Here is a 22,200-nt window from a genome sequence, read left to right on the forward strand (position 1 = left end):
GTCCTCGCGGCGCGCGGCATGACGTAGGGCAAACCTCACGCCGGCGCAGGCACCGCGGTGGACCGCGCCGCCGGCATCGGGCGGAACGTCATCATGATCAGGAATGCGCCGAGGCCGACGGCCCAGGAGCCGACATAGAGCCACGTATAGCTCGCAAAGGTGTCGTAGATCAGGCCGCCGGCCAAGGGGCCGGTCGCCATGCCGAGGCTGCCGGCCATCGCGGTGCCGCCGATCACGGTGCCCAGCATCCGCAACGGAAAGTTCTCGCGGATCAGCACGGAATACAGCGGCATGGTGCCGGCATAGATGAAGCCGAACATCGCCGCGACTGCATAGAATGCGGCAAGCTCGCGCACGAAGACATAGCCGAGCGCGCCGAACGCCTGCGCCAGCAGCCCCAGCACCAGCACGCGCTTGGCACCGAAACGGTCGCCGAGCAGGCCGAAGGCGATGCGGCCGCCCATGCCGGCGAGCCCTTCCACGCTGTAGATCGTCACCGCCGCGACCATCGGAATGCCGCAGGTGACCGCATAGCTCACCGTGTGGATGATCGGTCCCGAGTGCGTGGCGCAGCAGAAGAAATTGGTCGCGATCAGGATGATGAATTGCGGCGAGCGCAGCGCCTGCGCCGGCGACATCGGCGGCTCACCGTTCGTGCCGGCCGCTTCGGCGCGGCCGCCTTTCAGCGCCGGCGGGCGACGCACCAGGAGCGAGACCGGGATCATGATCGCGCCGACCACGCCTGAGATGATCAGCATCGACGTCCGCCAGTCGTGGTGGGAGATCAGCCAGGCCGCGAGCGGCGACATCGTCATCGGCGCCATGCCCATGCCGGCTGACACCAGCGAGACGGCGAAACTGCGATGGGTATCGAACCAGCCGGTGACGCAGGCCATCATCGGGGCGAAGATCGCCGCAGTGGCCGCGCCGACCAGCGCGCCGAACAGAAACTGAAATGCCAGCAGCGACGGTGCCCGGCTTGCCAGCGCAAGGCTTGCCGCCAGCACGACCGATCCGGTCAGCACCACCGGGAGCGGTCCGAAGCGGTCGGACAGCGTGCCCCAAATCATGCTTGTGAAGGCCATCGCGAGGAAGCCGATCGTCATCGCGCTGGAGATACCGGTCACCGACCAACCGGTCTCCCGCGCCATCGGCTGCAGGAACACCGGCAGCGAGAACATGCCGCCGATCGCGACGCAGCCGAGCAGGCCGCCGGCCGCGACGATCACCCAGCGATAGGTCGAATTGGTCATTCCAGAACTCCCATGCAGTGCGTCCTGGCTGAAAGACGAACGGACCTGGGTGGAACCGACAGCGGACGACCGCCCTGGCTCACATTTTTGCGACCGTGGTGACCTCCAAGGACCACTATTGCGATACCCGGCCCACAGTCAGCGACCCGCCAGACTGCATCCGGGCTGCGGCGCGATCTCGCCAAGCGGCCGGACCTGCACCAGTTCGGTACCTTGCGTCCTGGCGATGAACATGTTCATCGCTGCGTGATGATCCTGGCCGAGCGTCACCGGGCCAGTCGGCGACGCAATGGTGAGGCCAGCCATCGCGTCGATGATGGCCTCCTTGTCGAGCTTGCCGGCCTTCTCGGCCGCCGCCTTGAGCGCGATCAGGGTGTTGTAGTGCGTCATCACATAGTTCGACACTGCGACGCCCGGGTTCGCTGCGGCGCGCGCCTTGGCGACGAACGCCTTCACGGCCGGGTCCTCGCTCGCCGCGACCGCCGGCACGACCGTCACCATGTTCTGGCCCTTGCCGTGAAAGATCCCGAGGTCGACCTCGGACAATCCAAGGAAAGCGACGGTGATCTCCTTCAGCAACCCGGCCTCGTCGGCCTGCCGGATGAAGTCCATCCCGTCGCCCTTCAGCGCGAACAGCAACACCTTGGCCCTGCTCGCCGCGACCTCCTTGATCAGCGGTGAGAAGTCCGTCTCGGTCCCCAGCGTGTACTTCGTCCCGACCACCTTGCCGCCGAGCTGCTCGATCAAGGGCTGCGCGATGCCGAACATCTGATGCGGCCAGACGCGGTCGGCGCCGAGCAGGAAATACGTGTTGCCGAAGGTTTTCGTCATGTAGGGCAGCAGCTGGCCGAGCTCCTGGTTCGGCACCGCGCCGAACGAAAACAGATAGCGGCTGCATTTGCCGCCCTCGTAATTGGTGGCGTAGAGCAGCGGCGTCCTCGAGCTCTCGGCAAGCGGCACCAGCGCATTCAGGTTTTGCGAGGTGATCGGGCCGACCACGGCCAATACGCCGTCCTTCTCGACCAGGGAGCGCATCGCCTCCGCGGCCGCTTGTGGCCGCGTCTTGTCATCGGCATAGATCACCTCGACCGGCCTGCCGAGAATGCCGCCCGCCGCGTTGATATCCCCAGCGGCGAGATCGAGACCGAGCCTCGCCTGCTGACCGTAGAGCTCGACGCCACCGGAGAACGGCAGCACCGCACCGATACGAATGGGTCCGCGGGATTCCGCTGCGCGCAACGGCTGAAGCGCCGCGCCGCAGAGCAGCAGCGTGAGCGTAATGCAGGTGATCGAGCGTGATGCCATGTGCGTCTTCCCCTTCGAGCAGGATGCAACCATGCCTGATCGACACTAACCGCGCGGCGCTGAAGAATTCGTCAAGCGCACCCCGCCTGTGTCACATTCGAGACTATGCTCACCTCGCGCGTCGCGACATCCCCGCGCCACCTTCCCCAAAACTTCAGACCATCTGGCAACCCGCGTCCGCGGGGTGCTGGTTTATGCCTTGTCATAATTGATGAAAGGACACGTCTTGCAAAATCGCTTCGTCCTGATCTCCGGCTGCTCCGGCGGCGGAAAATCGACCCTGCTGGCGGAACTGCGTGGACGCGGCTATCCGGTCGTCGAAGAGCCCGGCCGCCGCATCATCGCCGATGAACTTGCATCCGGTGGTTGCGCCCTGCCCTGGATCGATCCGGTGGCCTTCCTGCGCCGCGCTCTTGACGTCGCGCTGAAGGATATGGCGATGGCGATGGCCCATTCCGGTTGGGTGTTCTTCGATCGCGGCCTCGTCGACGCCGCGTCGGCGCTGGAGGCTCTAACGGGCGAGCCGGTGCTGCGCCCGATCTGCTCCGACCATCGCTACCACGCGCGCGTGTTCGTGACGCCGCCGTGGCCGGAGATGTATGTCAACGACGCTGAGCGACGGCACGACTTCGAGGCGGCGACGGCAGAGTACCAGCGGCTGATGCAGACGCTTCCCATGCTCGGCTACGACGTCATCAGCCTGCCGAAGACACCACCGCGAGAGCGCGCCGATTTCGTGCTGGCAACGCTTGGCGGCGGTGTGGCATCGATAGACTGATCAGACCCTCACCCCGCGGCCTTGTCGGCAAGTGGTACACTTGCCAACTCAGAACGACGTCCCGCCGCCGAACCTGAACTCCTGCACGATGTCGTATTTGCCCTTGGTGATCGGCACGGCGTAGTCGAAGCGCAGCGGGCCGAACGGCGATGCCCAGATCAGACCGACGCCCACCGAGGTTCGCACCACGTTGTTGTCGTCGTACTGCAAGCCGCAGGTCGGGCACGCCGGCGTATTCACCTCGCCGGTCACGGTCCACGACGTCGGCCCTTCGTACCCCCAGAGCGAGCCGGCATCGGCATAGACCGCGCCCTTCAGCCCAACCTCCGAAGGCAGGAACCAGAACGGCATCTGCAGCTCGAACGAGGCCCCCCAGTACTTGGTGCCGCCCAGCGCATCGCCGACCGCCCCGAGACTCGCGTAAGTGATGTCACGCGGCCCGATGCCGTTGGTGGCAAAGCCGCGCACGAGGTTCGGCCCCATCTGGAAATGATCCAGCATGCGCAGATCGTTGTCGCCGACCTTGGTGAGCACGCCGCCCTGCAGATGGATCAGGCCGATGAGGTCGGAGACCAGCGACGTGTAGTATTTCGCATCGACCGCACTCTTGAGATACGTCACGTCGCCACCGACGCCAGCAAAATCCTGCTTGAAGTCGATCAGCAGGCCGTCGGTCGGGTTCTTGGTGTTGTCGAGCGTGTTGTAGGTGAGCGTATAGCCGATCTGCGAGGTCCAGGTCGCTCCCGCAGCCAGCTCCTTGCGCACCGGCAAGGTGGATTCGCCGTCGCCGTAACAACCATATCCATAGAGCCCTGACGAGACCGAGTTCGTCGGATCGACGCCGCCGAGCACATCCTTGATGTAAGCCGGCGTCGGATTGAACGCGAGCGATGTGTTGGCGGCATTGTTGTTGCAGTTGTTGTAGGCGCTATCGAGCGAGATTTCTTGCTGATAGAGCGAATAGCGCAGCTGGAGCGTCAGGTCCTCGCGCAAAGCGAGACCCAGCCGCGGCGCGAACCCGATCGTCTTCACGCCATAGGTCGTGTAGTCGGTCGGCAGTTGCTCCTTGTAGTACGCATCGAGCCCGAGCGCGACGCGGTAGTCGAGCAGATACGGCTCGACAAAGGAGAGCGACAGGCCGCGCGAATACTGGCCGTAGCTGACCGTCGCCTTCGCGAACAGGCCGCGGCCGAGCAGGTTGCGTTCGGAGACGCTGACCTCGGCGAGCGCGCCGTCGGTCGTGGAGTAACCGCCCGAGACCGAGAAGTCGCCGGTCGACTTCTCCTCCAGATCGACGATCAGGACCACGCGATCGCTCGATGAGCCGGGCTCGGTGGTGATCTTGACCGTCTTGAAGTAGTCCAGATTCTTCAGCCGCCGCTCGACACGATCGACCAGCGCGCGATTATACGCATCGCCCTCGGAGAGATCGAACTCGCGCCGGATCACGTAATCGCGCGTGCGGCCGTTGCCGCGAATGTCGATCCGCTCGATATAGGTGCGCGGCCCCTCCTCCACGCGGAACATGATTCCCACGGTGTGGGCCTCGAAATTCCGCTCGCCGTCCGGGCGGACCACCGCGAACGCGTAGCCGCGGCGCGACGCTTCGATCTGCATGTCCTCGACCGACTTCTCGATCGCCTCGACATTGTAGAGCGAGCCTTCGCTGACCCGCGAAAGCGAGCGCAGGATGCTGGGATCGAAGCCCGAAATGCTCGAGCGGAAACTTACCGTCGCAACGCGGTACTGCTGCCCCTCATCGATCTTGAAGGTGACCTGAAAACCCTTGCTCTCGCGGTCATATTCGGCGAGCGCGGCCACCACCTGCACGTCCGCATAGCCATGCTTCAGGTAGAAGCGGCGGATCAGATCGCGGTCGGCCTCGACGCGGTCGGGGTCATAGATGTTGGCGCTGCCGAGAAAGCTCAGGAAGTTCGTCTCATGGGTCTTGATCACGTCCTTCAGGCGCGCGGCCGTGAAGCTGTTGTTTCCCATGAACTCGATGGTCTTGACGCCCGTCTTCGCGCCCTCGTCGACGGTAAAGACGAGGTCGACGCGGTTGTTCGAGCGTTCGATGATCTCGGGCGTGACGCGCACGTCGTAGCGGCCGGAGTGACGGTAGATCTCGGCGATCCGCAGCGCATCCGACTGCACCATCGGCCGCGACAGCGTGCCTCGCGACTTGGACTGCACCTCGGCCGAGAGCTGCTCGTCCTTGACCTTCTTGTTGCCCTCGAACGCGACACGGTCGATCACCGGGTTCTCGACGACCGAGACGACGACCCGTCCGCCGACCTGATTGATCTTGACGTCCTGGAACAACCCGGTCCCGACCAGCTCCTTGAGCCCGTCATCGATCGCAGCCTGATCGAGATGACCGCCCGGCCCCGGCCGGAAATAGGAGCGGATGGTCTCCGCCTCGACCCGCCGGTTGCCTTCGATCGCGATCGCATCGACCGATTGGGCCGCCGCCGGCGCCAGCAACAGCCAAGTCACCGGCCAAGTCACTGGCCGGTTCACCGACGTCGCCGGGATCGAAAATCCCGTCAGCACAAGCGCCGCGACAAAGCTCCGCCACATCTTCATTCCACACCTCGCGAACCAGTCGCCCGTTGTGGCGGGATGGTGATGGCTGCGGTGTGGCTGCCGGATTGCGGAATTATTTCCAGTGATTGGGGACTGTAAGCGCTGTACGACGCAGCCACCGTCCCGGTTTGTTTCCGGCCGCGCGCGCCGCTTACAGTTCAGAAACACTATGCTGACGAAAAGGCGCAATGCCGCCCACAAGCGATGCGCATGCTGGTCGATTGGTGGCTAAGCCAGCGCGCTGCAATGCGCGCGAAATGACCTGATGACGAGGCCCAGTCGCAAACCATGCTCGCACATACCCCGAAGATCCTGGTCGTCGAGGACGATCTGCCGACCAGAGACTTGATTGCCCGCTACCTGCGCGACCAATCGTGCCTGGTGGCCACCGCCTCGAACGGCAAGGAAATGGATCGTTACCTTGCCGGACACTCGCTCGATCTCGTCGTCCTCGACCTGATGCTGCCGGGAGAGGATGGACTAACGCTGTGCCGGCGCCTTCGCAGCGACTCGACGATTCCCATCATCATGCTCACGGCGAAGGGCGAGGACCTCGACCGGATCCTCGGGCTCGAGATGGGGGCGGACGACTATCTCGCCAAACCTTTCAATCCGCGCGAGCTGCTGGCGCGGATCAACGCGGTGCTGCGCCGCCAGACCCAGGCCGGTCTTGCCGGACGCTCCGGCCAGAGCGCCGCGCGGCTGCGCTTCCAGGATTGGACCATCGATCTTCGCCTGCGCGAACTGCGCGATCCCGACGGCGCCCAGGTCCCGCTGACCAGCGCAGAGTTCGACCTACTGCAGGCCTTCTGCGAGCGGCCCGGTCGGATCCTGACGCGGGACGGCCTCCTGACCATGACGCGCAGCCGTCCGGCGAGCCCGTTCGGGCGCAGCATCGACGTGCTCGTCAGCCGGCTTCGCCGCAAGCTCGATACCGGCGAAGGACCGTCGGTGATCAGGACGGTGCGCACCGGCGGCTACATCTTCACGCCGCATGTGGAGGATGCATGAGCTGGACCTATAGGATCGCCGCGCTCTTCAGCTTCCGGCGGATCAGCGGCCAGATCGGCGCGCTGATCTTGCTGTCGCTGGTGCTGATCCACGCGCTGATCGGGCTTTATTTCACCAGCCAGAAACCGAAATCGTTCGCGGACAGGCCGATCCATCAGTTCCAGCTGGTCGCGAAGCTTTTGGCCGAGACCCCTGCGGCCGAGCGCGCAACGCTGTTGCAGGCTGCCGACCGGGCGTTTCCCCGGCTGCATTTCGCATTGCGCGACGCAGGTCCAGCCGTGTCTGACGATGCTTCGTCCGGAGCATCAGGCGTTGATGATGTCGATCTGGAGTTTTCCACGAAGACCGCGCCGGCGGTGGTTCGATTGCCGGATGGAGCCCTGTTCGAAGCGACAATCGGCCCGGCGAAGATCCCGCCGTTCTTCGGCGCCTTCTGGCTGAGCACATTCCTGTTCCTGTTCGTGAGCGTCACGCTGCTCGGCGTCTGGGCCGGCCGGGCGCTCAGTGCTCCGCTCTCCGCCTTTGCCCGCGCCGCCGAGAATTTCAGCGTCAGCCAGGCGGCCGCGCCGCTTGCCGAGACCGGCCCGGAGGAAATCCGTGCCGCCGCGGTCGCGCTCAATCGGATGCGCGAACGCATCACCACGCTGATGAATGACCGCACGCGGATGCTCGCCGCCATCAGTCACGATTTGCGAACGCCGATCACCCGGCTGCGGCTCAGATCCGAATACATCGAGAACGATGCCCAGCGCGCAGAAACCCTGCACGACCTCGACCAGATGCAGGCCATGCTGGAATCGGTGCTGTCATTCCTGAGCGGCGGCAGCGCGGCGAAGCCGACCCTTGTGAACGTAGCCGCCCTGCTGCAGACGATCTGCGAGCAGTTCTCCGATTGCGGCCATGTCGTGCGCTACCACGGCCCGCTCAGGGCCTCGCTGTTGATCCGCCCCAGCGATATCAGCCGGACCGTGACGAACCTGGTCGAAAATGCCCTGCGGTTCGGCAGCGAGGTCGATATCCGGCTGACGGCTTCCGCCGATCACGCAACCATCGACGTAGCGGACGACGGCCCGGGGATTCCGGAGCACCGCCGGGCCGAGATGTTGAAGCCTTTCGTCCGCGGCGACGAAGCCCGCACCATGGACGAGAAAAGCGGCTTCGGGCTCGGCCTATCGATCGCTCAGGCCATGGTGTGCGGCCATGGCGGCGAGTTGTCCTTGCACGACAACGCACCGCACGGCCTGCTTGTCCGGATCAGATTGCCGGGCGCTGTGCATCTTGGATCAGATCGAAGCATGGCAAGCGCGGCTCGCCCCGCAGTTCGCGCGCTCGTGTCGGGCTAGACCCTCAGGATCGCTTGCCCCTGCCGCCAGGCTGTTTCTGCTCGGTCGGCGCCCCCTTGAGTTCCTCTGGCGTGACGCGGCAGTCGCCGTTCTTGTCGTTCTGCAAGATGAACTCGTTCGGCTTCTCGACGAACTCGCGGCGGGTAATCTTGCCGTCCTGGTTCTCGTCGAAATAGCCGAAATCCGCGTCGGCGAGCGCACTCCCGGCGCGACGAACGCTCTCGAACTCCGCCGGGGTAAGATTTCCGTCGTGATTGCGGTCGGCGCGATCGAACAGCCGCCCGAGATAGGCCTTCCATTCGTCGCAAGTGTAGACGCCATCATGATTGGCGTCCCAGATCTCGGCCGCGGTCGCCGGCGAACGATCGCCGCCCGCACGCGGCGATGGCTGTGCTCGATCCGGTGAGACCGGTTGCGCCACGGCAAGCGGCACCGCCGTACAAAGCAGACTTGTCGTCGCGATTATCCCGCAGACGAATGGCAACTTCCTGCGCAAGCCGAACTCTCCTCCGCGTCTTCCAAATGCGGAGCGGAGTAGCCGGTTGCGCCGTGGCGAAAGTGCGGAAGGACACGCTGAGGATACAGCCCGTTACAATTTGGTCCGGCGCACGTCGTGCACCGACGTGCCGCCGCAGCAGCATCAGCCCTTCTTCGAATCGCCGCGCGTGTGGTGCAGCAGATTGTCGCGCAGCCTGACCACGCTCTTCTGCACGATCGGAAATTCGTCTCCGAGCCCGGTGGCATCGACCAGCGACGCGTTGATCTCCTTGTCGAGCAAACGCCGCCCCGCCGCCGTCAGGCTCACCCGCACCTGCCGCTCGTCGGCGGGGTCGCGGGCGCGGCTGATATAGCCGCTCTGCTCCAGCTTCTTGAGGATCGGCGTCAGCGTGTTGGATTCCAGAAACAGCTTCTCGCCGAGTTCGCTGACGGTCTGCTCGTCGCCCTCCGACAGCGCGATCATGGCAATGTACTGGGTGTAGGTCAGGCCGACGGCGTCGAGGATCGGCTTGTAGGCGCGGCCAAAGGCCAGATTGGCCGAATAGACCGCAAAGCACAGAAAATTCGATAGTTTTCGGCCTTTGGTCTCGGCCTTGGCGGTACGGGTCACGGGCTTCTCCGGAGCTTGTGAAGTCGCGCCCAATATATATCGTATCCGATTAAATCGGAAGTGCTTGACACGCTCCATTCCCGGGACTATTTCAACTCGCATCCGATTAGATCGGATACGATCAATATCCAACCAAAGGAGCTCGCCATGACCGCCAATGCAAAGGTTCTCGTCACCGGAAAGACCCACGTTACCGCCGGCCCGAACGGCGCCGCCCACTCGCGCGACGGCTTCCTCGACGTCAAGCTGCCGCAGCCGCACCCGGCCGCCGAAAACCTGTTCGCCGCCGCCTGGTCGGCCTGCTACATCGGCGCGATCCAGCTCGCCGCCGGACAGCGCAAGGTCAAGCTCCCGAGCGAGCCCGAGGTCGACGCCGAGATCGATCTGAACCAGGCTGGCAGCGCCTTCTTCCTGAGCGCGCGCCTCAACGTCCATGTTCCCGGCGTCGAGCGCGAGGTTGCCCAGGAGCTGATCGAAGCCGCGCACGGCATCTGCCCTTACTCCAAGGCAGTCCACGGCAACATCGACGTCACCACCAGCCTCGTTTGAGACAGGCGGATGACGACCTCCGACGCGGGCCGGCGCCTTGCCGGTTCGCGGTCGGAAGGACCAGACGACAAACCCCGGAGTTCAAAATGACCAGCAAGCTGATGAGGGCGACGCGCCTGCTCGCAAGAGCGGCCCTGATCGCCGGAAGTTTCCTGACGATACCGACGGCCCAGGCGCAGCAGCCGGCCGGGTTCACGCGAACCGACCTGCAGCGCCATGACCTCAGCGCTCCCGGACGCGAAGCCGTGCAGGTGCGTGTCGACATCGCGTCCGGCAAGGCATTCGACCGCCATACGCATCCCGGCGAAGAGATCATCTATGTGCTCGCCGGGACGCTCGAATACGATGTCGACGGCAGACCGCCGGCAACGCTGAAGGCGGGCGACGTGCTGTTCATCCCCGCAGGCACGATCCATGCGGCAAGGAACATCGGTAGCGTCACCGCCAGCGAGCTCGCGACCTATATCGTCGAGAAAGACAAGTCGCTGCTGACCCTCGTGAAGTGACCGATGCCGCCTGCCCGCCCTGTTCCGGGGCGGCCGCGGCGACATCAGGTTCACTTGGTGCACTGAACTTCGGCCTGCCGCACCGGCCGCGCGTTGAAGATCAGGAAGCTGATAGCGGCCATGATCCAGACGCCGATGCCGCCATAGAGCATCACCCAGCCAAAGCCGCTCGCCAGCGCCTGATGCACGACAGGGCCGGTCAGCTCCGGCGCGGATGCGGCGTCGCCTGCCGCGATCCGTTCCGCGATGCTGCGGAGCTCCGCGCCGTCAAGCGCAGGCAGCACGGCCTTCAGATGCGCCAGCACGCCGCTCGCCAGGATGAAACCCATCAGGGCGATGTTGACCGAAAGCGAGACCATCCGCGCGCTCATGTCGATGCCGGAGGCCATGCCGGCGCGGTCGCTCGAGACCGAGCCCGTCGTCGTGTTGGTCACCGGCGTGTTGGTGATGCCGAGGCCAATGCCGGCGATCAAGCAGCCCGGCAGCATCGTCAGCCAGTCGGGCTGTGCGGCGGTGCTGCCGAACTTCATCAACATGAATCCAATGCCGATGGTGAACAGGCCGGCCGGGATGATCAGGCCCGGCTGATAGCGCAACGACAGGCGCTCGGCGAAGGGCGGCATCACCAACGTCGGCAGCGTGTAGGCGAGCAACGCAAGGCCGGCGGACACGCTGTCATAGCCAAGGCCGGCGTGAAACCAGATCGGCAGATAGATCATGAACGGCCAGTAGCTGAGGTTCATCGCGGCCGAGCCGACGATCGAACCGGAGAAAGCGGGGATCCGAAACACCGAGAAGTCGAACATCGGTCGCCGGCTGCTTCTCTCGGCAACGAGGAACGCGATGAAGCTCAGCGCGGAAACGCCGAGGATCGCAAGCCCCTTCGGGCTGACAAAGCCGAGATCCGGCCCCTGCGTGATGTAGAAGGCGAGGCAGAACACCGCGAGCGACATCGTCACGATGCCAGCGACGTCGAGGCTGCTCGCCTTCGGGTCTTTCGATTCATGCACGCCGCCGATCGTGAGCACGAACGCGACGGCTGCGAACAGCACGTGGACGAGGAATACCCATTCCCAGCTCAGCAGCGCGACCACAGCACCGCCGATGATCGGCCCGAAGCCGAGACCAATGCCGAAGATCACGCCCCACCAACCCCAGGCGACGGCGCGCACCCGGCCGCCCTGGAATTCGTGCGACAGCACCGCGATCTGGCAGATCAACAGCGCGCCGCCGCTGAGCCCCTGCAGCAACCGGGCGACGATCAGCATCTCGACGCTCTGGGCGACGCCGCAGATCAGCGAGGTGATGCCGAACGCCGCGATCGCGACCAGGAAGATGCGCTTGCGCCCGTAGCGGTCCGCCACCGTCCCGATCGCCATCAGCACCGTGGTCACCGCGATGGTGTAGGCGTTCATGATCCATTGCAGCGCCTTGAAGTCGGCATGCAGCACCCGCTCCAGCGTCGGCAGGATCGCGGGAATGCTGGATATCTCCAGTCCAAACATCAGGCAGGCAAGACATACGGCGGACAACACGACAGCGCCGCGGCGGCTCAGTTCAGTGGACATGATCAGGCCTTTTGTTGTGGCGAGCCAACGGCATACCGCACGCTGTTGCCAGGGTGCTGGCAGCAGCGTCGGTCGATCGACTCACGATGTATTGAGGCAGCAGCGGCGGGAATCGGGTGGCCGCGGCGCTTCACAGCCAAAAGCTAGTCACGGCTTGAGCATTGGTGAATTGGATGACTAGATATTTCAGAGACAACAATTCCGGATGACTGACATGACCACGCTCGATGTCGATGCCGTCAAGGCGTTCGTGACGATTGCCGATCTGCAGAGCTTCACCCGTGCAGCCGCCGCGCTCGGCACCACGCAAGGCGCGATCAGCGTGAAGTTGAAACGGCTTGAGGACCGGGTCGGCCAGAAACTTGTCGAGCGAACGCCGCGGCTGGTGCGCCTGTCGGCGCAGGGCGCGGTGTTTCTCGAATCAGCTCGCGCGTTCCTTGCCGCGCACGACCGCGCGGTCGCCGGATTGTCGTCAGCGCGACGCCGTTTCTCGCTGGGAATCGCAACCCATGTCGGGGCGCCCGAGCTTCCCACCCTGCTGGCTCGGCTGAATGCGCATGACCCGGCACTGACGATCGAGGTGCGGCTCGACGATGCCCGCGACCTGCTCAGTTCCTTCGATCGTGGAGCCGTTGACGCCGTGATCGTGTTTCGGGAGGACGACCGGCGCGACGGCGACGTTCTGGGACCGGACCATTTCGGCTGGTTCGCCACGCCGGATTTCGTCCATCGCGCCGGAGAGCCGTTTCGATTGGCTGCCTCATCACCGTCCTGCGGCATCCTCAACACCGCCACGCATGCGCTCGACGCGGCGGGACTTCCGTGGACAGAGACCTTCCTTGGTTGCGGCGCCTTCGCCGTCGCCGAAGCGGTCTCGGCCGGCCTCGCCATCTCGGTATTCTCATGCCGCGTTGCCCCGCCCGGTACGATCGAGGTGAGCAAGAAGTTCGGCCTCCCCGCACTGCCGGCGTCCGAAATTGTGCTGTTGTCGACCTTGTCGGACGCAAGATCACGTGCGGCGCTGAAAACGCTGGCAAGCGCCTTTCGCGAGCATCATCGTCCGCCCGTGAGCGCAGGCAGCGCTGCGAGCAGCACGCGAACGGTCACCACGGCGCTCGGGTCCTGACCGATCGACGGCCCGATAATGCTTGCCGGCTAGCGCCGCGCGCGGCCGGCTCGCCTTCCCTCGAACAGCGCGCGCTCCGAGGCGAGCGCCTTGGCCAGAAAATCGAGCGTGGCGCGGATGCGCGCGGTGCGCTTGAGATCGTCATGCGTCAACAGCCACAGCGCCGAGCGCGGCGCGGCGAGCGCCTTGGGCGTCAGGCGGCGCAGCGCGGGCGCGAGATCGCCGACATAGCAGGGAAGCAACGCAAGCCCCAGCCCCGCAGCCGCGGCATCGCGCAGCGCCGGGAGCGCATCGACACGGCAGGCGATGCGCGCCGAACGCACGCTCTCGCGCATCCAGCCGGCGATGACGGTTCCCGCCAGCGCATCGTCGAGCCCGACCCAGTCGTGTGTCGACAGATCCTTGTCGTGACGCCGGGCGAGATAGGCCCGCGATCCGTAGACCGCATGGGCAATATCGGCAACGCGCCGCCCGACCAGCAGTTCGGACGGTGCCGGCGTCGGCCGGATCGCGATCTCGGCCTCGCGGCGCGTCAGGTTCGCCATCGCATTCGAGATGATGATTTCCGGCTGGATCTCCGGATGCGCAGCGCGCATCGCGGGCAGATGCCGCACCAGCACTGCGCCGAGCGTATCCGTCGTTGTGATCCGGACCGGGCCTGATGGCCTCAAGTCCTGTCCCGTGAGCTTGCGCTCGAGTGCGAGCACTTCATCCTCGAGCCGGGCCGCCGAAGCCGCCGCGGTCTCGCCGGCCGGGGTCGGCGCGTAACCATCGCGGAAGCGCTCGAACAGCCGCGTTCCGATCGCTGCTTCGACCGTGCCGAGACGGCGAAACACCGTCGAATGCGTCACGCCCAGTCTGCGCGCCGCCCCGGACAGGCTGCCCTCCCGCGCGACCGCGAGGACAAGGCGGAGATCATTCCAGTCGAGCGGGCTGTGCATTTTTGCAAACTCGGTTCGCAGAGTTGGCGAATACCTTATCATAAACAGACAGGCCATCTTCCCGAAAGTTCGGCCGACGGGCGCATTCCTTGCGACGCGCCGGCGACGCAGGGGAGTCGGCAGGTGACAAGCGAGACCACTGATACGTTGCAATTGCACGACGCGCGGCCGACTACGGTCGACCCGCGGCGATGGCTGGCGCTGCCCGTGCTGCTCACCGGCGCCTTCCTGCCGATCCTCGACTTCAACGTCGTCAACCTCGCGCTGCCGGCCATTCGCGACAATCTCGGCGCGACCCCGAGTCAGGTGCAGTTCGTGATCTCGGCCTATGCCGCGACCTACGCGGTCTTCCTGATCACGGGCGGCCGGCTCGGCGACCTGCTCGGCCGCCGGCGCATGTTCCTGACCGGCGTCGCCGGTTTCACGATCGCATCCGTGCTGTGCGGCGTTGCGTGGTCGCCGGACATGCTGGTCGCCGGACGGATCCTGCAGGGCCTCACCGCCACCGTGATGGCGCCGCAGGTGCTCGCCTCGATCCGCGTGCTGTTTCCGGCGGCCGAACAGGGCCGCGCGCTCGGCTTCTACGGCGCGACGTTTGGTCTTGCCAACATCTGCGGCCAGGTGCTCGGCGGCGTCCTGGTCTCGGCCCATCCGCTCGGACTGGCCTGGCAGGCGATCTTCCTGATCAATGTGCCGATCGGCCTCACGGCTTTCATCGGCGGATTGCTGTACCTGACCGACTCGCGTGCCGAGCATGCGCAGCGGCTCGACATCGGCGGCGTCATCCTGCTGTCGCTTACGCTCGGCTTCCTGGTCTATCCGCTGATCGAGGGCCGGGAATCCGGCTGGCCGGCCTGGATCGTCGCGATGCTGCTGGCCTCTCCGCTGATGCTCGCCGCCTTCGTCCGCTTCGAGGCGCGCCTAAATGCCCGCGGCGGTGATCCGCTGGTCGCGCTGTATCTGCTGCGCAACAGCGATTTCGTCATCGGGCTGGTGATGGCGCTCGCCTTCTACATGCTGTCGTCGTTCTACCTCACCTTTGCGGTCTATCTGCAAAGCGGGCTGCATCTGTCGCCGCTGGCGGCCGGCCTCGCCACCCTGCCCTTTGCCACCGGCTTCTTCGTCAGTTCGCTGGTGTCGTCGCCGGTGATGCAATGGCTCGGCGCGCGCACGCTGACGCTGGGCTTCGCGCTCCAGGTCATCGGCTTCGGTGTCGTGATGCTGTCGGTCAGCGGCACGCTGCCACAAAGCATTGAATTCGGCCTGATCTGCGGCGGGCTCGGCTTCGGCACCGTGATGCCGTCGGTCATCAAGGCCGTGATCGGCAGCATCGATCCGCGTCACGCCGGGCTGGCATCGGGGATGATGATCTCGACGTTCCAGATCGGCGCCGCACTCGGCGTCGCAATCATCGGCGGCGTCTTCTACAGCCTGCTGGGACCGCATCCGGAAGCCGACGACTATGCACACGCCTTTACGGTCGCGCTCGGCTGCAATGTCGCGCTGCTGGCGCTCGGCGGCTGGCTATCGCTGTGGCTGCCGCGCGAGCCTTCGGCTTGAGGTGAGACGAGGACAATTCCATGAACGCCCCGTTGAACGACGCCTCGGTTCCGGTGTTCCGGCACATGCTCGACGCGCTTGCCGATCTCCTGCGCAGGGGCGAGGCCCACGCCCGCGAACGCGGTCTCGATCCCGACGCCATGCTCGCGGCGCGGCTGGCGCCCGACATGCTGACGCTGGTTGGTCAGGTGCCTCCGGCACAGGACAGCAACGCGGCAAGGACCAACGCAACGACGCGGGTCTTGGTCGACGGCACCATGTTCTTCTTCCTCCCTTATCTGGTTTTGCAACAGGATAACTTGCGCCGCTCACCGCAGCGAGTCCTTGGGCTCAGGACGTTCTGGGGAACATCGCCTTCAGCATCGCGGCTGCGAGCAACGTCATCACGGCAAGGCCGGTGGAAAGATAGAGCGCACTGGCATCGCCGTACTGGTCGATCACGATTGCATAGACCAGCGGCGCCGCCGCGGGCAGGATGAAGCTCGGAACAATGAGCCGGCCGACCAGCGTGCCGTAGCTGCGATGATCGAACAGGATCAGCGGCAGCGTTCCCCTGGTGATGGTCAGAATGCCGTTGCAGGCGCCGTAGAGCAGCGCGAAGGCAATCCCCATCTCCTTCGACGACCCGCTGGACAGGCCCGCGATGAACGACAGCGGCATGATCAGGCAGGCTATCAGATTGAGCGCAAGCGGATCGAGCCGTGCACCGAACAGCACCTCGCAGAGACGCGCGGCGGATTGCCCAATGCCCCGGAGCGTTGCGATCCATACCGCCACGGTGACGGTCAGCCCGAGCCCGGCGAGCACCGCGATCATATGCGCGGACATGCCGGCATTCAGGAAGTTGGCGCCGGTCATGATCACGGCGTAGAGCCCGCCGGCTGCCGCAAGCTGCCGGCCGCCGGCGGCGCGCGGTTGCTTGGATGCCGGCGCAGCCGAACCCGACACGACGGCAAACCGCTTGTTCGGGATCAGCAGATGCAGCGGGATCGTCAGCAGTGCGAGCCCGGCATAGACCAGCACGGCGATGCGCCAGCCGAACTGTTCCGAAAGCATATGACCGAGCGGCCAGAACACGGTTGCAGCCAAACCACCGAGCAAGGTGATCCCGGACATCGCGCGGCGCGCTTCCGGTCCGCCGATCCGGGCCAGCGCTGCGAACGCTGCATCGTACAGCGTCAGCCGCATGCCGAGGCCAAGCACGATCCAGGATGCGAAATAAGTCGGGATCTGATGCGAGACCGCGAGACCGGCGCAGCCGAGCGCGTTGATCACGGCGCCTGCGACCATAACCTGACGGCCACCGCTTCTGTCCACCCATCTCCCCGCAAGCGGTGACGCCACCCCCATCACCAGCAGCGCCGCGGCGAATCCGCCGTAGACGATGTCGCGCCCCCAGCCGAGATCTGCGGCCATCTGCTCGCCGAAGCCGCCGATCAAATAGTAGGTCGCGCCCCACGAGATCAGTTGAGCCAGCCCGAGGGCGGCCACGACGCGGCGGGCGATCACCGTGGCAAGTCCGTCTCCGCGGGAAGCGTTGAGGCGCCCAGCCCGAGCGGCCGCTGCATCAGCACGGTGTCGACCCATTGCCCGAGCTTGAAGCCCACCGATCTTAGCGTCCCGACCATCTCGAAGCCCATGCGACGGTGCAGCGCGATCGATCCGGCGTTGCCGCTGTTGCCGATTACGGCCAGCATCTGCCGCCACGGCCCCGCTTCGGCGCGCACGATCAAGCCCTGAAGCAGCGCCACGCCGATACCGCGGCCGTGCAGCCCGTTGGATACGTAGACCGAGTCCTCGATGGTGTGGCGATAGGCCGGCCGCGGCCGGTACGCTGTCGCATAGCAATAGCCGGCCACCCGGCCGTCAACTACAGCCACGAGATATGGCAGCCCCGCCGCCACCACCGTGTTGCGGCGGCTGCGCATCTCGTCCACCGTCGGCGGCACCTCCTCGAAGGTCGCCAGTCCGTTGAGCACGTGATGGGCGTAGATGCCCTGCACGTCGGCCATATCGTCGTCCGCTGCGTCGCGCACGACGACGCCGTTGTTGCCTGTCGCCATTCCGTGTCTCACCCGAGCCGTCAATATTGCCCGAGCATGCGCCTTCGCGTTATATAAGTGAAGCTTTGACACCTTATGCGTAGCATAAGAGATGCTTTGATGAAGAACCTCAACCTCGACTATCTCGAAAGCTTCGCCGTCGTGATCGAGTACGGCAGCTTCTCGGCCGCGGCCGAGCGGCTGCAGCTGACCCAGCCTGCAGTGAGCCTGCAGGTGCGCCAGCTCGAGAAGAGCCTCAATGCGACCTTGATCGAGCGGGTCGGACGACGGGCGAGGCCAACGGCCGCCGGCGTCGCCTTGCTCTCGCACGCGCAGCAGATCAGCGCGGCGGTGACCTCGGCGGTCGACGCCGTTGCACAGCAGACCACGGGAACGGCAGGCCGCGTGCGGCTCGGCACCGGCGCGACCGCCTGCATCTTCCTGCTGCCGCCGATCCTGAAGGAGCTGCGCGCCGCACTGCCCTCGCTCGAGATCACGGTCACAACCGGCAACACCGCGGAGATCGCGCGGGCGGTCGAGGACAACACGATCGACGTCGGGCTGGTCACACTGCCGGTATCGGGGCGAAGTTTTGAGATCACCCCCGTCATGAATGACGAGTTCGTGCTGATCGCGCCGCACGACATGCAACTGCCGGCGCGGATCACGCCGGAGGTGCTGGCGACCAGGCCGGTTCTGCTGTTCGAACCCGGTGGCAACACGAGGCGCACTGCCGACGAGTGGTTGGCGCGGGGCGGCGTGTCGCTGAAGCCATTGATGTCGCTCGGCAGCGTCGAGGCGATCAAGGAGATGGTGCGCGCCGGTCTCGGCTGCGCGATCCTGCCCGGCATGGCGGTGCCTGCCAAGACCAAGCAGCGCGACCTGATGGTCCGGTCGCTGTCGCCGAAGCTCCACCGCCGGCTCGCCGTCGTGATCCGCCGCGACAAGCGCCTCGACCGCGGCCTGCGGCAGACGCTGTCGGCGCTGAAGGCACTCTCGACCGCAAAGCACGATGGCCGCTAGTGTGCTTTATGAATGCGAAGTTCGTGAAAGCGGCTGCCGCGAAATCGCACGAACTTCGCATTCAGCACACCTACTAGGGAGGACGCTGCGCGCGTCCTCCCTGCTCCACCCGGTCAAGTCGCCTTGCGTTCCTGCTCCGCGATCTTGCGGAACGCGGCTTCGCCGGCGTCGGTCACGGCCGCCCACTTCGCGTTCGGCGCGGCTTCGGCATCGTAATTGTCGTGCCAGTTCCACCATTTGTAGGTCGGGCCCTGCGGATAACCCTTGGGCGAATCCTCCCAGAGCTCCTGGCGGCCGAACGGCGTGATGTCGAGATAACTCCACACCGTGCCCATCGCCTCGTCGCCGCGGCTGTTGACGAGATAGGTGCGGAAGATCCGCTCGCCGTCGCGGACGAACACGTTGTGGCCATGCCATTCGGCGACGCCGAAATCGGCATCGAAACTGTCGGTGATCGTGTACCACGGCATCTCCCACTCCATCCGCGCCTTCAGCCGCGCGATGTCGGCCTGAGGCGCACGCGAGGCGTAGGCCAGCGTGGTGTCGCGCTGGTTCAGATGCGAGAGATGGCCGACCTGATCGGCGCCGAGCGAGCAGCCGCGGCAACCGTGATCCGGCCAGCCGAACACGCCAGGCTCGAAGAACGCGCGGTAGATGATCAGCTGCCGGCGCCCCTCGAACAGATCGAGCAGGCTCGCCTTGCCGTTCGGTCCCTCGAAGACATAGGCCTTCTCGACTGCCATCCACGGCATCCGCCGCCGCTCGGCGGCAAGCGCGTCGCGCGCCCGCAGCTGCGCCTTTTCCTTCACCAGCATCGCCAGACGCGCCGCTTCCCACGCCTCCCGCGACACCACGGCCGGTGTCTGCATTGCCGCCAGTCCGCCGCCACCGTTTTCAGCCGATTTACTCATGATGATCTCCATCTTTCGAATTGGGCGAACTCCGCGGCGACGGCACAGTTCCCGCGCCGAGGCCGTTCGTCATTGGCCATGCCGCAATCTGGCGCGGCGGCAACGGATTGTGGGAGTGACAAGTGTGTCGGGATTTTCGCGCATGCGCTCCGATCGCTTCTCCTCCTTGGTTCATTGAGATATGCTTGCACTTTGCAAGTACCTGTGCGAGCCTCTCGACCCATGAAACAAGCTGCTCCCGCGGCCGACGATGGCCTGAAGCTCAGCACCTGGCTGCCCTATCGCCTGTTCCTGGTCGCAGCGCAGGTCGCCCGCCCGCTCGAGAGTTTTTACAGCGAGACATTCGGACTGAGCCAGGCGAGCTGGCGTATCCTCGCCGTGATCGCCGAGCGCGATGCGGCCAACGCCTCCGAGATCGGCCGCGCCTGCGCGCTCGATCCATTTGCGGTCAGCCGCGGCATCGGCCAGCTCACAGAGCTCGGCTTCGCGGTGCGGCGCCCGGGCAAGACCGATCGCCGCTTCGCCGCTGTGAGCATCACTCGCAGCGGGCGAACTGCGTTCAACCGCATCGCTACATTGGGCAGCGCGATCGAGGCGCGGCTGCTTGCGCGTCTCTCCGACAGCGAACGGACATCACTTGATTCCGCCCTCACGCGGCTCGAAGGAGAAAGCGCGCGGATCGATGCCGTCGGCTGGCGCGCGCTGCTCGACGACGCCGCAACGCCATGACGGCCGTGCTGTTCGTGCTGACCGCACTGCTGTGGGGCGGCGGCGCGCTGGCAACCGCGATGCAGGCCGGCGTCACGCCCGCACCGTGGTCGGTCGCGCTGCGCATGGTGCTCGCGGGTCTCATCCTGCTCGGCTACGGCTGGCTGCGCGGCGTGCCGCTCACGATCCCGCGCAAGGACAGGCTGGCCGTCGCGTTGCAGGGCCTGCTATTCTTCGCCATTGCCTTCATCGCGTTCTATGAAGCGACCGCGCGCATGCCGAGCGGGCTTGCGGCGCTGGTGCTGTCGACATCGTCGCTGTTCGCGGCTGTGATCGCGCGGACCGCACTCGGTGTCCCGATCTCGCCGAGCCTTGTATGGGGCGCGCTGTGCGGCATCCTTGGCCTCGCGATCATCTTCCTGCCCGGCGCCACCGCGCATGGCGCCGCGCCGCCGCTTGCCGGTCTGGCCTGGGCGCTCGCAGCGGCAATCGCGACCGGCGCCGGGACGACGGTCGGCGCACGCAACCAGCGCGCCGGACTGCCCGTCGTCTCCGTGCTGGCCTGGGGCGCATTCATCGGCGCGGCGGCGAGCGCACTCTGGGCGGTCGCGACCGGCACGCCGTTTGCCGCCGACGTCTCGCTCTCCTATTTGACTAGCTTCCTCTATCTCGCCGTCGCCGCCTCCTGCGTCACCTTCATGCTCTATTTCGAGCTGGTGCGCCGGCTCGGTCCCGGCCGCGCCGCCTATACGCTTGCGCTGGTGCCGCTCGTTGCGCTCGTGCTGTCGGCGCTGTTCGAGCACCTCGCGCTGGGCTGGCCAGTGCTCGCCGGCGCCGCCGCGATCCTTGCCGGCAATGTGCTGGTGCTGGCGCGGGCCTGAATTCAGTTGGCCTGCCCGGCCGCGCAGCCATCGCAATTGACGTCGACACGATATCTGACTAAAGTCAGAGATATGCTCGATCCGGTTTCCCGCGTTCGCCGCTTCAACCGTGCCGTGACCTCCTCGGTCGGCGCGCTCGACACCTCGTTCCTCGGGCGCGGCCGGCCACTCGGCGCGGCGCGCGTGCTGAACGCGGTCGGGCACGGGTGCACGGATGTCGGCGAGATCAGGGATTATCTCGGCCTCGATTCCGGCCTGATGAGCCGCCTGCTGCGCAGCCTCGAGGACGAAGGGCTGATCGAGACCACGGCGCATGGCGACGACGCGCGCCGGCGCATCGCGCGGCTGACGGCGGCGGGCAAGCGCGAGTTCAACGCCTATGAGGCGATCTCCAACCGGCAGGCCAAGGACTTCCTCGCTCACCACACCCAACGCGAGGCGCTGCTTTCGGCGATGGATCTGATCGCCTCGGCGCTCGGACGCGACGGCACGGCGCTGCACGAGATGGACCCGCGCAGCAACGAAGCGCGCTACTGCCTCGGCGAATATTACGCCGAGCTCGCGCGGCGCTTCAAACAGGGCTTTGACGTCAAGCTGTCGCGCGATCCCGATGCCAAGGACATGGTGCGCCCGCGCGGCAGCTTCATCGTGGCGATGTCGGACGGCCTGCCGATCGGCTGCGTCGGGCTGAAGGGCAGCAGCAGTGGGTTCGCGGAGATCAAGCGGCTCTGGGTCGCGCCAGCCGCGCGTGGCCTCGGCCTCGGCCGCCGCCTGATGGACGCGGCAGAGCGCGCCGCCCGCGAGCTCGGCATTGCTGTGCTACGGCTCGACACCAACAGCGCGCTGGCGGAAGCCGGCCAGCTCTACCGCCGAAGCGGCTGGACCGAGATCCCGCGCTTCAACGACGACCCCTACCCCGATCTGTTCTTCGAGAAGCATCTCTGAGCGGCCCGCCGAGCGCGGCATCTGCATGCGCGTGTTGTCCGGCGTCCTGCGCTGGC

At 65.7% G+C, this 22,200-nt stretch carries 21 protein-coding genes and 1 pseudogene; 12 read left to right on the forward strand and 10 right to left on the reverse strand.

Features of this window, described 5'->3' with window-relative positions:
* Positions 1 to 35 precede the first annotated feature (35 nt).
* Both ACE10Z_RS27255 and ACE10Z_RS27260 read right to left on the reverse strand, forming a co-directional pair.
* The gene (locus ACE10Z_RS27255) at positions 36 to 1,253 is read right to left on the reverse strand and encodes an MFS transporter (protein ID WP_375783517.1); all 1,218 of its coding nucleotides are present in this window, start codon (positions 1,251 to 1,253) and stop codon (positions 36 to 38) included.
* A gap of 138 nt (positions 1,254 to 1,391) precedes the next feature.
* Positions 1,392 to 2,558, reverse strand: a complete 1,167-nt coding sequence (locus tag ACE10Z_RS27260) for a substrate-binding protein (RefSeq protein WP_375783518.1) — start codon at positions 2,556 to 2,558, stop codon at positions 1,392 to 1,394.
* A gap of 211 nt (positions 2,559 to 2,769) precedes the next feature.
* On the opposite strand from ACE10Z_RS27260, the gene ACE10Z_RS27265 reads away from it, so the two are divergent.
* Entirely contained in the window at positions 2,770 to 3,336 is a 567-nt protein-coding gene (locus ACE10Z_RS27265; RefSeq protein WP_375783519.1) for an AAA family ATPase, read from the forward strand.
* A 48-nt stretch (positions 3,337 to 3,384) separates the two neighbouring features.
* Here ACE10Z_RS27265 and bamA read toward each other — a convergent pair whose 3' ends face one another.
* A complete protein-coding gene (gene bamA, locus ACE10Z_RS27270) occupies positions 3,385 to 5,922 on the reverse strand; it encodes an outer membrane protein assembly factor BamA (RefSeq protein ID WP_375783520.1) in 2,538 nt (845 codons plus the stop codon).
* A gap of 288 nt (positions 5,923 to 6,210) precedes the next feature.
* Between bamA and ACE10Z_RS27275 the strand changes: the two genes are divergently transcribed.
* Positions 6,211 to 6,933: a response regulator gene (locus ACE10Z_RS27275; RefSeq protein WP_375783521.1), complete on the forward strand. Its 723-nt coding sequence runs from the start codon at positions 6,211 to 6,213 to the stop codon at positions 6,931 to 6,933.
* Positions 6,930 to 8,276 carry an ATP-binding protein gene (locus ACE10Z_RS27280; protein WP_375783522.1) on the forward strand — a complete coding sequence of 449 codons (1,347 nt, stop codon included), beginning with the start codon at positions 6,930 to 6,932 and terminating at the stop codon, positions 8,274 to 8,276. Before ACE10Z_RS27275 ends, ACE10Z_RS27280 begins: the two co-directional genes overlap by 4 nt.
* 4 nt (positions 8,277 to 8,280) lie before the next feature.
* Here the strand turns inward: ACE10Z_RS27280 and ACE10Z_RS27285 are convergent, their stop codons facing one another.
* Both ACE10Z_RS27285 and ACE10Z_RS27290 read right to left on the reverse strand, forming a co-directional pair.
* Entirely contained in the window at positions 8,281 to 8,697 is a 417-nt protein-coding gene (locus ACE10Z_RS27285; RefSeq protein ID WP_375783523.1) for an EF-hand domain-containing protein, read from the reverse strand.
* A 219-nt stretch (positions 8,698 to 8,916) separates the two neighbouring features.
* Positions 8,917 to 9,384, reverse strand: a complete 468-nt coding sequence (locus ACE10Z_RS27290) for a MarR family winged helix-turn-helix transcriptional regulator (RefSeq protein ID WP_375783524.1) — start codon at positions 9,382 to 9,384, stop codon at positions 8,917 to 8,919.
* 147 nt (positions 9,385 to 9,531) lie between these two features.
* On the opposite strand from ACE10Z_RS27290, the gene ACE10Z_RS27295 reads away from it, so the two are divergent.
* Positions 9,532 to 9,933 carry an Ohr family peroxiredoxin gene (locus ACE10Z_RS27295; RefSeq protein ID WP_375783525.1) on the forward strand — a complete coding sequence of 134 codons (402 nt, stop codon included), beginning with the start codon at positions 9,532 to 9,534 and terminating at the stop codon, positions 9,931 to 9,933.
* 101 nt (positions 9,934 to 10,034) lie between these two features.
* Positions 10,035 to 10,439: a cupin domain-containing protein gene (locus ACE10Z_RS27300; RefSeq protein WP_375789932.1), complete on the forward strand. Its 405-nt coding sequence runs from the start codon at positions 10,035 to 10,037 to the stop codon at positions 10,437 to 10,439.
* A gap of 50 nt (positions 10,440 to 10,489) precedes the next feature.
* Here ACE10Z_RS27300 and ACE10Z_RS27305 read toward each other — a convergent pair whose 3' ends face one another.
* Complete coding sequence (locus tag ACE10Z_RS27305; RefSeq protein ID WP_375783526.1) at positions 10,490 to 12,007, reverse strand: MFS transporter; 1,518 nt, start codon at positions 12,005 to 12,007, stop codon at positions 10,490 to 10,492.
* A gap of 214 nt (positions 12,008 to 12,221) precedes the next feature.
* On the opposite strand from ACE10Z_RS27305, the gene ACE10Z_RS27310 reads away from it, so the two are divergent.
* Positions 12,222 to 13,133, forward strand: coding sequence for a LysR family transcriptional regulator (locus ACE10Z_RS27310; RefSeq protein WP_375783527.1), 912 nt, complete (start codon positions 12,222 to 12,224; stop codon positions 13,131 to 13,133).
* Positions 13,134 to 13,162: 29 nt separating this feature from the next.
* Here ACE10Z_RS27310 and ACE10Z_RS27315 read toward each other — a convergent pair whose 3' ends face one another.
* Positions 13,163 to 14,074, reverse strand: coding sequence for a LysR family transcriptional regulator (locus ACE10Z_RS27315; RefSeq protein WP_375783528.1), 912 nt, complete (start codon positions 14,072 to 14,074; stop codon positions 13,163 to 13,165).
* 123 nt (positions 14,075 to 14,197) lie between these two features.
* Here ACE10Z_RS27315 and ACE10Z_RS27320 point away from each other — a divergent pair, with 123 nt between their 5' ends.
* Both ACE10Z_RS27320 and ACE10Z_RS27325 read left to right on the forward strand, forming a co-directional pair.
* The gene (locus ACE10Z_RS27320; protein ID WP_375783529.1) at positions 14,198 to 15,634 is read left to right on the forward strand and encodes an MFS transporter; all 1,437 of its coding nucleotides are present in this window, start codon (positions 14,198 to 14,200) and stop codon (positions 15,632 to 15,634) included.
* A gap of 65 nt (positions 15,635 to 15,699) precedes the next feature.
* A pseudogene (locus tag ACE10Z_RS27325) lies at positions 15,700 to 15,783 on the forward strand (hypothetical protein); the annotation flags it as partial.
* 181 nt (positions 15,784 to 15,964) lie between these two features.
* Here ACE10Z_RS27325 and ACE10Z_RS27330 read toward each other — a convergent pair.
* Positions 15,965 to 17,143: an MFS transporter gene (locus ACE10Z_RS27330; protein ID WP_375783530.1), complete on the reverse strand. Its 1,179-nt coding sequence runs from the start codon at positions 17,141 to 17,143 to the stop codon at positions 15,965 to 15,967.
* The gene (locus tag ACE10Z_RS27335) at positions 17,140 to 17,697 is read right to left on the reverse strand and encodes a GNAT family N-acetyltransferase (RefSeq protein WP_375783531.1); all 558 of its coding nucleotides are present in this window, start codon (positions 17,695 to 17,697) and stop codon (positions 17,140 to 17,142) included. The genes ACE10Z_RS27330 and ACE10Z_RS27335 overlap by 4 nt, the downstream gene beginning before the upstream one ends.
* Before the next feature lie 99 nt (positions 17,698 to 17,796).
* Between ACE10Z_RS27335 and ACE10Z_RS27340 the strand changes: the two genes are divergently transcribed.
* Positions 17,797 to 18,699 carry a LysR family transcriptional regulator gene (locus tag ACE10Z_RS27340; RefSeq protein WP_375783532.1) on the forward strand — a complete coding sequence of 301 codons (903 nt, stop codon included), beginning with the start codon at positions 17,797 to 17,799 and terminating at the stop codon, positions 18,697 to 18,699.
* Between the two features lie 113 nt (positions 18,700 to 18,812).
* Here the strand turns inward: ACE10Z_RS27340 and ACE10Z_RS27345 are convergent, their stop codons facing one another.
* Positions 18,813 to 19,610 carry a DUF899 domain-containing protein gene (locus ACE10Z_RS27345; RefSeq protein ID WP_375783533.1) on the reverse strand — a complete coding sequence of 266 codons (798 nt, stop codon included), beginning with the start codon at positions 19,608 to 19,610 and terminating at the stop codon, positions 18,813 to 18,815.
* Positions 19,611 to 19,832: 222 nt separating this feature from the next.
* On the opposite strand from ACE10Z_RS27345, the gene ACE10Z_RS27350 reads away from it, so the two are divergent.
* The 3 genes from ACE10Z_RS27350 (at position 19,833) to ACE10Z_RS27360 (ending at position 22,144) form a co-directional block, all read left to right on the forward strand.
* Positions 19,833 to 20,339 carry a MarR family winged helix-turn-helix transcriptional regulator gene (locus ACE10Z_RS27350; RefSeq protein ID WP_375783534.1) on the forward strand — a complete coding sequence of 169 codons (507 nt, stop codon included), beginning with the start codon at positions 19,833 to 19,835 and terminating at the stop codon, positions 20,337 to 20,339.
* Entirely contained in the window at positions 20,336 to 21,199 is an 864-nt protein-coding gene (locus ACE10Z_RS27355) for a DMT family transporter (protein ID WP_375783535.1), read from the forward strand. Before ACE10Z_RS27350 ends, ACE10Z_RS27355 begins: the two co-directional genes overlap by 4 nt.
* A 72-nt stretch (positions 21,200 to 21,271) precedes the next feature.
* Positions 21,272 to 22,144, forward strand: a complete 873-nt coding sequence (locus ACE10Z_RS27360; RefSeq protein WP_375783536.1) for a GNAT family N-acetyltransferase — start codon at positions 21,272 to 21,274, stop codon at positions 22,142 to 22,144.
* The last annotated feature ends 56 nt before the right edge of the window (positions 22,145 to 22,200 follow it).

The organism is Bradyrhizobium sp. Pha-3 (assembly GCF_042258615.1).
Classification (GTDB): Bacteria; Pseudomonadota; Alphaproteobacteria; order Rhizobiales; family Xanthobacteraceae; genus Bradyrhizobium.

Excerpts from the sequence above, each read along its gene's own strand:
- ACE10Z_RS27335 (WP_375783531.1), bottom strand. The coding sequence starts at position 17,697 with ATGGCGACAGGCAACAACGGCGTCGTCGTGCGCGACGCAGCGGACGAC.
- ACE10Z_RS27260 (WP_375783518.1), bottom strand. The coding sequence starts at position 2,558 with ATGGCATCACGCTCGATCACCTGCATTACGCTCACGCTGCTGCTCTGC.
- ACE10Z_RS27355 (WP_375783535.1), top strand. The coding sequence starts at position 20,336 with ATGACGGCCGTGCTGTTCGTGCTGACCGCACTGCTGTGGGGCGGCGGC.
- ACE10Z_RS27255 (WP_375783517.1), bottom strand. The coding sequence starts at position 1,253 with ATGACCAATTCGACCTATCGCTGGGTGATCGTCGCGGCCGGCGGCCTG.
- bamA (WP_375783520.1), bottom strand. The coding sequence starts at position 5,922 with ATGAAGATGTGGCGGAGCTTTGTCGCGGCGCTTGTGCTGACGGGATTT.
- ACE10Z_RS27305 (WP_375783526.1), bottom strand. The coding sequence starts at position 12,007 with ATGTCCACTGAACTGAGCCGCCGCGGCGCTGTCGTGTTGTCCGCCGTA.
- ACE10Z_RS27345 (WP_375783533.1), bottom strand. The coding sequence starts at position 19,610 with ATGAGTAAATCGGCTGAAAACGGTGGCGGCGGACTGGCGGCAATGCAG.
- ACE10Z_RS27340 (WP_375783532.1), top strand. The coding sequence starts at position 17,797 with ATGAAGAACCTCAACCTCGACTATCTCGAAAGCTTCGCCGTCGTGATC.
- ACE10Z_RS27300 (WP_375789932.1), top strand. The coding sequence starts at position 10,035 with ATGAGGGCGACGCGCCTGCTCGCAAGAGCGGCCCTGATCGCCGGAAGT.
- ACE10Z_RS27315 (WP_375783528.1), bottom strand. The coding sequence starts at position 14,074 with ATGCACAGCCCGCTCGACTGGAATGATCTCCGCCTTGTCCTCGCGGTC.
- ACE10Z_RS27350 (WP_375783534.1), top strand. The coding sequence starts at position 19,833 with ATGAAACAAGCTGCTCCCGCGGCCGACGATGGCCTGAAGCTCAGCACC.
- ACE10Z_RS27275 (WP_375783521.1), top strand. The coding sequence starts at position 6,211 with ATGCTCGCACATACCCCGAAGATCCTGGTCGTCGAGGACGATCTGCCG.
- ACE10Z_RS27310 (WP_375783527.1), top strand. The coding sequence starts at position 12,222 with ATGACCACGCTCGATGTCGATGCCGTCAAGGCGTTCGTGACGATTGCC.
- ACE10Z_RS27295 (WP_375783525.1), top strand. The coding sequence starts at position 9,532 with ATGACCGCCAATGCAAAGGTTCTCGTCACCGGAAAGACCCACGTTACC.
- ACE10Z_RS27265 (WP_375783519.1), top strand. The coding sequence starts at position 2,770 with ATGAAAGGACACGTCTTGCAAAATCGCTTCGTCCTGATCTCCGGCTGC.
- ACE10Z_RS27280 (WP_375783522.1), top strand. The coding sequence starts at position 6,930 with ATGAGCTGGACCTATAGGATCGCCGCGCTCTTCAGCTTCCGGCGGATC.
- ACE10Z_RS27360 (WP_375783536.1), top strand. The coding sequence starts at position 21,272 with ATGCTCGATCCGGTTTCCCGCGTTCGCCGCTTCAACCGTGCCGTGACC.